Origin of the sequence: Acidithiobacillus sp. (assembly GCF_027322205.1) — a bacterium.
GTDB lineage: Bacteria > Pseudomonadota > Gammaproteobacteria > Acidithiobacillales > Acidithiobacillaceae > Acidithiobacillus.
Window position 1 is genome coordinate 41,386 of record NZ_DAHVHY010000009.1, and the last position, 6,597, is coordinate 47,982.

Consider the following 6,597-nt stretch of genomic DNA (forward strand, 5'->3'; position numbering starts at 1 on the left):
TGAGGAGCATCATGATGGACAAACGAATTACGTTACCCATTACCGGAATGACCTGCACGCACTGCGCGGTCACGGTGGAAAAGGCGCTGCGCGCGGTGCCCGGTGTAGGCAATGCCCAGGTGTCATTCCCGGAAAGCGTGGCTCAGGTGGAGGTCGCCGATACGGTGTCCACCGAGACACTCACTGCCGCCGTCACCAAGGCCGGCTACGGCGTTTCTCTGTCAGATACCGTCACTATCCCGGCGGGGATGGCTGCGGCAAAGGGATCCGATGGAAAGATGCATGTCGCCGTGATCGGCTCCGGATCGGCGGCCTTTGCCGCTGCCATCCGCGCCACAGAAGGTGGCGCCCAGGTCACCATGATAGAATTCGGCACTCTGGGCGGCACTTGCGTCAATGTCGGCTGCGTTCCTTCCAAGATCATGATCCGTGCCGCACAGATGGCCCACTGGCAACGTGCCCATCCCTTCCATGGACTGAGCCATGCGGTGCCTACCGTGGATCGCGCGACACTGGTGCAGCAGCAACAGAATCGCGTGGACGAACTGCGCCAGGGCAAGTACGCCAAGGTGCTGACCGCGCATCCAGAGATCACCTTGTTGCAGGGACATGCCCGCTTCGCCGATGCCACGACCCTCATCGTGCGCGCTGCAGACGGACATGAACAATCCATCCATGCAGATCGTTTTCTGATTGCTGTCGGAGCCCATGCGCATCGCCCCGCCATAGCGGGGCTGGCGCAAACCCCTTACTGGACATCGACGGAAGCCCTGGTGGCAACGGAATTGCCGCGGCATCTCATCGTGCTGGGCGGATCGGTCGTGGCCGTGGAGTTGGCGCAGGCCTTCCGCAGGCTCGGAGCCGAGGTCACCCTGCTGGCGCGCAGCACGCTCCTATCCAAAGAGGACCCGGCGCTGGGTGCGGGGCTGGAGGCCGTGTTTCAGGAAGAAGGCATACGCCTACTCAAGTACACGGTCCCCACCTCAGTACATTACGGGAAAGGCCAGTTCGTCGTACCAACCGGCACGGAGACGCTCCGCGCAGATCGCCTGCTGGTGGCGACAGGACGCACACCCAATACCCAGGACTTGGGACTGGAGCAGATCGGCGTGACAACCGAAACATCGGGGGCGATTTCGGTAGACGATCACATGCAGACCAGCGTGCCCCATATTTATGCGGCAGGTGATTGCACCACCCACCCCCAATTCGTCTACGTTGCGGCTGCCGGGGGCACCCGTGCGGCCATCAATATGCTGGGCGGGGACACGGCCCTGGATTTGCGCATTATGCCGACTGTCGTCTTCACGGACCCGCAGGTCGCCACCGTAGGACTGGATGAGCAGACAGCGGAGCAGCATGGATTCACGGTCGACAGCCGCACCCTCAACCTCGACAATGTGCCGCGCGCATTGGCAAATTTCGATACGCGCGGGTTCATCAAGCTGGTGGCGGACAAACACTCCGGCAAATTACTGGGTGCCCAGATTTTGGCCGCAGAAGGTGGGGAAATCATCCAGGCGGCAGCGCTGGCCTTGCGCGGCGGCCTCCAGATACAGGATCTTGCAGACCAACTCTTCCCCTACCTGACCATGGTCGAAGGATTGAAGCTCTGTGCTCAGACTTTTACCAGGGATGTCTCGCAATTGTCCTGCTGTGCGGGGTGATAAATTAATTGAGATAGGCAGCGGGAGTTACGCATGACTAAGCAACGGGACGAATCCGGTTTCAGCATTGGCCAGGCGGCGAAGGCTGCCGGTGTTCATGTGGAGACCGTGCGTTTCTACGAGCGGGAAGGGCTCATCAGGCAACCGGTGAAACCTAGCCTTGGTATACGTCGTTACTCTTCCGAAGTGGTGACCCGTATACGCTTCATCAAACATGCCCAGGCACTGGGATTTACCCTGCAGGAGGCCCGGGAACTCCTCGCTCTGCGCACGGATGACGCGGAAATCTGCACCACCGTGCGCCACCACGCCGAGGTCAAGCTCGCATCGGTTCACGAAAAGATTATAGCGCTACAAAGTCTTGAGACCATCCTGATGCGATTGATCGAAGAATGTAAAAGCGGAGATATCAGCAACCGCCACAACTGCCCTATCCTGCAGTCACTGGATGATGAGTAACTCCATGTATATGGTGCTGAAACACAGCAGATCCCATAAGCGGGCAACACCCGTTGCCAGGATAATCGACCATGAATAAAGTGATAAATAGATATTTGCTGGGATTTGCGTTGTTATTACCCATAACAATCACCGCACTTGCCATGCCGGAAAGCGTCATGAAACATCCGGCACTCCCCAATATATCTTTGCATGATATGTCGGGCCACTTGGTCAAGCTGAAAAGTCTCGAAGGAAAAATCATGGTGGTTACGGTTTGGGCAAACTGGTGCCCGTATTGCCATCAGGAAGCACCGGGCCTTGTTCGCCTCCACAAAGAGATGGGTTCCAGAGTGCAGTTCATCGGCATTGCCATTGATGACAGGGAATCGGCCGAACATTTTGTTAGTCAGGAACACGTCAATTACCTGACATTACTGGCTGGCGCCCATCTAGGTAAGGTGCTTGCACGGCTTGGCGACCGGCAAGAGATGCTTCCCTATACATTGATTATTTCTCCTAAGGGTTATGTCCTGCAGCGTCATTTGGGATTCTATTCATCAGAGAAACTCTCATCAGAGTTAAAATATGCGATGAGCTCCACTCAGTAATTGGAAATTTTAGAACCAAAAAAAGAAACAACGTATGCTCTCCAGGAGGATTACTTGCGCAAAGCCTCTGTAATATCCGGGCGGTGTTGATGCACTGCCTCGGCGCGGGAGGGCTCCGGTAAACCGGTTTCTGCGGACAAACATGGCGCGCGAAACAAACGACCGCTCCACATTCCCACAACACTGCGCTGGGTCACGATAATCCAAAAAATGGTGAGCATGACCGTAAAAACCGCACCCAGGGGCAGGAAGACCGCAAAATGTGTTTCTTTCGCGAGCAGATAAGTAGCGGCATCAAAGACACCCAGGGGGAAAGTGAATCCCCACCAGCCCATATTGAAGGGCAAGCCTTCACCCAGATAACGTAGGGTGAAAAAGGCCGCCATAAGCATCCACCATAGGCCGAATCCCCAAAGTAGCAAAGCCAGAAAAAGGCCCGCCATTTCGCCAAACTGCGTCATACCTGCCAAAACCGTACCGGCGAAAACATGCTGATCGGCAACGCCGAGGGTAATCATTGCCATGGCGCCGGTGCCCAGCGGTCCCAGCGGCAACCAGGCCGATACCGCCATATCCCGGTGCGGTAATTTATGCAGCGTAAGACGTAAAAACAGGATCGCCAGAATGCCCATGGAGAGCAACACGGATATAGACCACAGCACATAACTGACATAGATCACCGCAGTACCGGCGGCAGGCGCCAGATGCTGGGCCAGCAAGCCACCGCTGGCCGCTGCCACTTCCGGTGGCACAATGGGCAATAGCCAGGCTGCGGTCATCTGCTCAATGTGGTGTTCGTGTACGGTAAACATGAAAAAAGGCACCAGCAGCACTGAAATCACGGCCAGGACCGTATCCACCCACCACATCACTTCTGTAATCGCGATGGAACTCGCGCTGGTTGGCCAGATAATGATCATGCCGTTCACAATAGTGGCAAAGCCCATAGGAATGGCACCAATAAACAAAGACTGAATGGGATGATGAAATAAACGCCGGAAACTGTCTGGATAGAAAATCGCCCTTCCCACGAAAAGCAAAGCAAACAGCACAAAAAAGAGGACGTTAATACCCCACAAGCCTTGTGCCAGAAGCTGTTGCCCCCAACGCCCATAGGGAAATTCTGCCAGCATAAGGGCGAGAATACCGGTACCCATATTGGCGGCGAACCAGTTGGGCGTGAAGTGGCGAATAATTTCCCGGGGGTCACTTTTGGGTGCGTCTGCAAATAGGGTCATGATCCAGCTTCTCTCTGTAGCGTCCTGATTGTCATAAAGCATAGACTTGAGCAGAACCCATCTCTAATGCTATTTTCTAATCTGAGAAATAACCCACGGTAATTTCTGAAAGAAGGGGAGAATAGTATGGCTTCGGGACGCATAGACCCTGCCCTCTTACTGGTCTGGGCGCAGGCCGCACGTAACGGCAATTTGCATGCGGCGGCGAACGCGCTGTTCATGACCCAGCCCGCCGTCTCCCATCGCCTCAAACAATTGCAGGAACTGGTTGGAGAACCGCTGTACCACCGCGCCCGGCATGGTATCGCTCCTACCCCCACAGGCTTGTCCCTGCTCCGCATTGCCGAACAAATTGAGGCCGCGCTGGAAGATGCACGCGCCCTGTGCATGGACTCGGAAGGACTGCTGCGTGGCTCCCTGGCCCTCATCGCCAGCCACAGCAATGCCGAAACCCTGCTCCCCCGCGCCATCGCCAACTTCCAGCGCCTATATCCTGCCGTCGCGGTCCGCCTGATCACCACCAACAGCCGCGCCGCCAAGGAGATGCGCGATCAGGCCGATCTGATTTTTGTGGAAGACGATACACCCCTGACCGGTGTCAGCGACTGGCAGCAGGAAACACTGGTGGAGACGGAAATCGTGCTGCTCGTCCCCACCGGACACCGTTGGTTGCTGGAGCAGAAGCCAGTGCCTTTAGGAGCCCTCGCTGAGGAATCGCTGGTGTGGCGGGAGGAGGGTTCCGGCATCCGTGAACATGCCTTGCAGGCACTCAAAGCGGAAGGGTTTTATCCCGAAATTCGCTATGAACTGAGTGGCCTCGCCGCCATCCGCGATGCCGTGCGTTGTGGATTGGGCGTCAGCTTTGTCTCTGCATTGAATGATGCTGACCAGCAACCTGGACTTGGGACCCGTCCTACCGCACCCCTCATTCGTCACCGGCTGACGGTGCTACACCGACGGGCACCCAGTCACAGCGCCAGGGCCTTTCTGGCACTGTTGCAGCAGCATAAAACCATATGGCCGTCTGGATGATTGCGCCCATACCTTGACATTTCCCATACTCTGTACCATATACAAACACTGTTGTTGTTACTGGTGCGAGGCAGTCAAAGATCAGAGTGGCTGGCGGGTGAAAGCACCACATGGTCTTTTTCTGGATGTGCATCAGGAAGCATCTCCACCAACTGCTCAGGCATGATTTGATGCTGCAACTGGAAGGATACGGGATGCCAACCCCCCCCTTGGGTGGCTTCATAGATTTTCGGCAATCTCGATAACGTTTAGGTATTAACGGGATGGCTCCCGGGGTATTACTTCCCCATTCGCGTCTTCGGCATCCCAACGCCGCGCCAGTGTATCCAGCGCGTCCAGCACTTCCCGCAATTCCAGTCCACGCCGGGTCAGGCCATAGGTCACTTCCGGAGGAATGCTGGGATAATACTCCCGGAAGACGATCCGGGCCTCCTCCAGGGTGCGCAAGCGCTCCGTCAGCATGCGCGATGAGATGCCGCGCACTTCCCGTTTAAGTACCCCAAAACGCAGTGGGCCGCGCTGTCTCAGAGTCCACAGGATAACCGTGGTCCATGGCCCCATCAGCAGGTGGAGCAGGGCATCCATGGGGCATGGGGTTTCTTGTTTGGTTTTTCGGGTCATGGTTACTCATCCGTACCTACTTCACAAACCATACTAAATGGTCTTTACTGGGCCGGCAATATTCACTGACGCGAGGAGTTCATCATGAGCAAAATACTGGTGCTGTATCACAGCCTCTGGGGTCATATTGAAACCATGGCCCAGGCCATCGCCGAGGGCGCCCGGGAAGTCCCTGGCGTGACGGCGGATATCAAGCGGGTGCCCGAAAGCATGCCGGCAGAAACCCTGGCCGCCATGCATGCCAAGACCGGTCAGGCGGCTCCAGAAGCCCACCCCGATGATCTGGCGGATTATGATGCCATCATCTTTGGCACACCGACCCGCTTCGGTAACATGAGCGGACAGATGCGCAATTTTCTCGACCGTACCGGCAATCTCTGGCAGGAAGGTAAACTGGTGGGCAAGGTCGGCAGCGTGTTCGCCAGTACGGCCACTCAGCACGGCGGCCAGGAAACGACTATTACGTCTTTTCACAGCTTTCTTTTTCATCAGGGCCTGATCGTGGTAGGCGTCCCCTATAGCTGCCAGGAGCTCATGAATATGGACGAGATCAGTGGTGGTACACCCTATGGCGCCACGACCCTCGCCAAGGGCGATGGCAGTCGCCAGCCCAGCGCTAATGAACTGGCCATCGCCCACTTCCAGGGGCGCCACGTTGCAGGTATCACTCAGAAGCTATTCGGTTAATTTTCAATACATCAACCCGTAATTTCTCCCTTTAGTGCTACCACATTCTCAAGAGATCGAGACCATGTGAAGTTGCATTACAATCCCGGCGGCTGTTCACTTTCGTCCCCTGCCGTCCTGAACGGCCGTCATTGTTTTTATACTGGATGATGGCTTTCAGCGACCCCAGCCGCATAGTGGCGCTAAGGCATTAAATCCATGCACGCCAGTGACACCGCTGTTCTCCGTGGTTTATGGACAGAGATAAACCACGAGATATTAAACATACTGCAGCATTATATTTCAGCAACTCTGATGATAGCG

The 6,597-nt window shown here is 56.0% G+C and carries 7 protein-coding genes; 5 read left to right on the forward strand and 2 right to left on the reverse strand.

The features are described from left to right. The first annotated feature begins 14 nt into the window (after positions 1-14). The 3 genes from merA (at position 15) to M7F93_RS02895 (ending at position 2,716) form a co-directional block, all read left to right on the forward strand. A complete protein-coding gene (merA, locus tag M7F93_RS02885) occupies positions 15-1,667 on the forward strand; it encodes a mercury(II) reductase (protein ID WP_298168794.1) in 1,653 nt (550 codons plus the stop codon). Between the two features lie 33 nt (positions 1,668-1,700). Beyond that, complete coding sequence (locus M7F93_RS02890; RefSeq protein ID WP_298168776.1) at positions 1,701-2,126, forward strand: MerR family transcriptional regulator; 426 nt, start codon at positions 1,701-1,703, stop codon at positions 2,124-2,126. A 71-nt stretch (positions 2,127-2,197) separates the two neighbouring features. Continuing rightward, positions 2,198-2,716, forward strand: a complete 519-nt coding sequence (locus M7F93_RS02895) for a TlpA family protein disulfide reductase (protein WP_298168779.1) — start codon at positions 2,198-2,200, stop codon at positions 2,714-2,716. Positions 2,717-2,766: 50 nt separating this feature from the next. Here the strand turns inward: M7F93_RS02895 and M7F93_RS02900 are convergent, their stop codons facing one another. Beyond that, a complete protein-coding gene (locus tag M7F93_RS02900) occupies positions 2,767-3,954 on the reverse strand; it encodes a TDT family transporter (protein ID WP_298168783.1) in 1,188 nt (395 codons plus the stop codon). A 126-nt stretch (positions 3,955-4,080) separates the two neighbouring features. Between M7F93_RS02900 and M7F93_RS02905 the strand changes: the two genes are divergently transcribed. Continuing rightward, entirely contained in the window at positions 4,081-4,986 is a 906-nt protein-coding gene (locus M7F93_RS02905; RefSeq protein ID WP_298168785.1) for a LysR family transcriptional regulator, read from the forward strand. Between the two features lie 255 nt (positions 4,987-5,241). On the opposite strand, the gene M7F93_RS02910 is transcribed toward M7F93_RS02905, so the two are convergent. Then, complete coding sequence (locus tag M7F93_RS02910) at positions 5,242-5,607, reverse strand: winged helix-turn-helix transcriptional regulator (protein ID WP_298168788.1); 366 nt, start codon at positions 5,605-5,607, stop codon at positions 5,242-5,244. An 84-nt stretch (positions 5,608-5,691) separates the two neighbouring features. On the opposite strand from M7F93_RS02910, the gene wrbA reads away from it, so the two are divergent. Then, a complete protein-coding gene (gene wrbA / locus M7F93_RS02915) occupies positions 5,692-6,294 on the forward strand; it encodes an NAD(P)H:quinone oxidoreductase (protein WP_298168791.1) in 603 nt (200 codons plus the stop codon). Positions 6,295-6,597 lie beyond the last annotated feature (303 nt).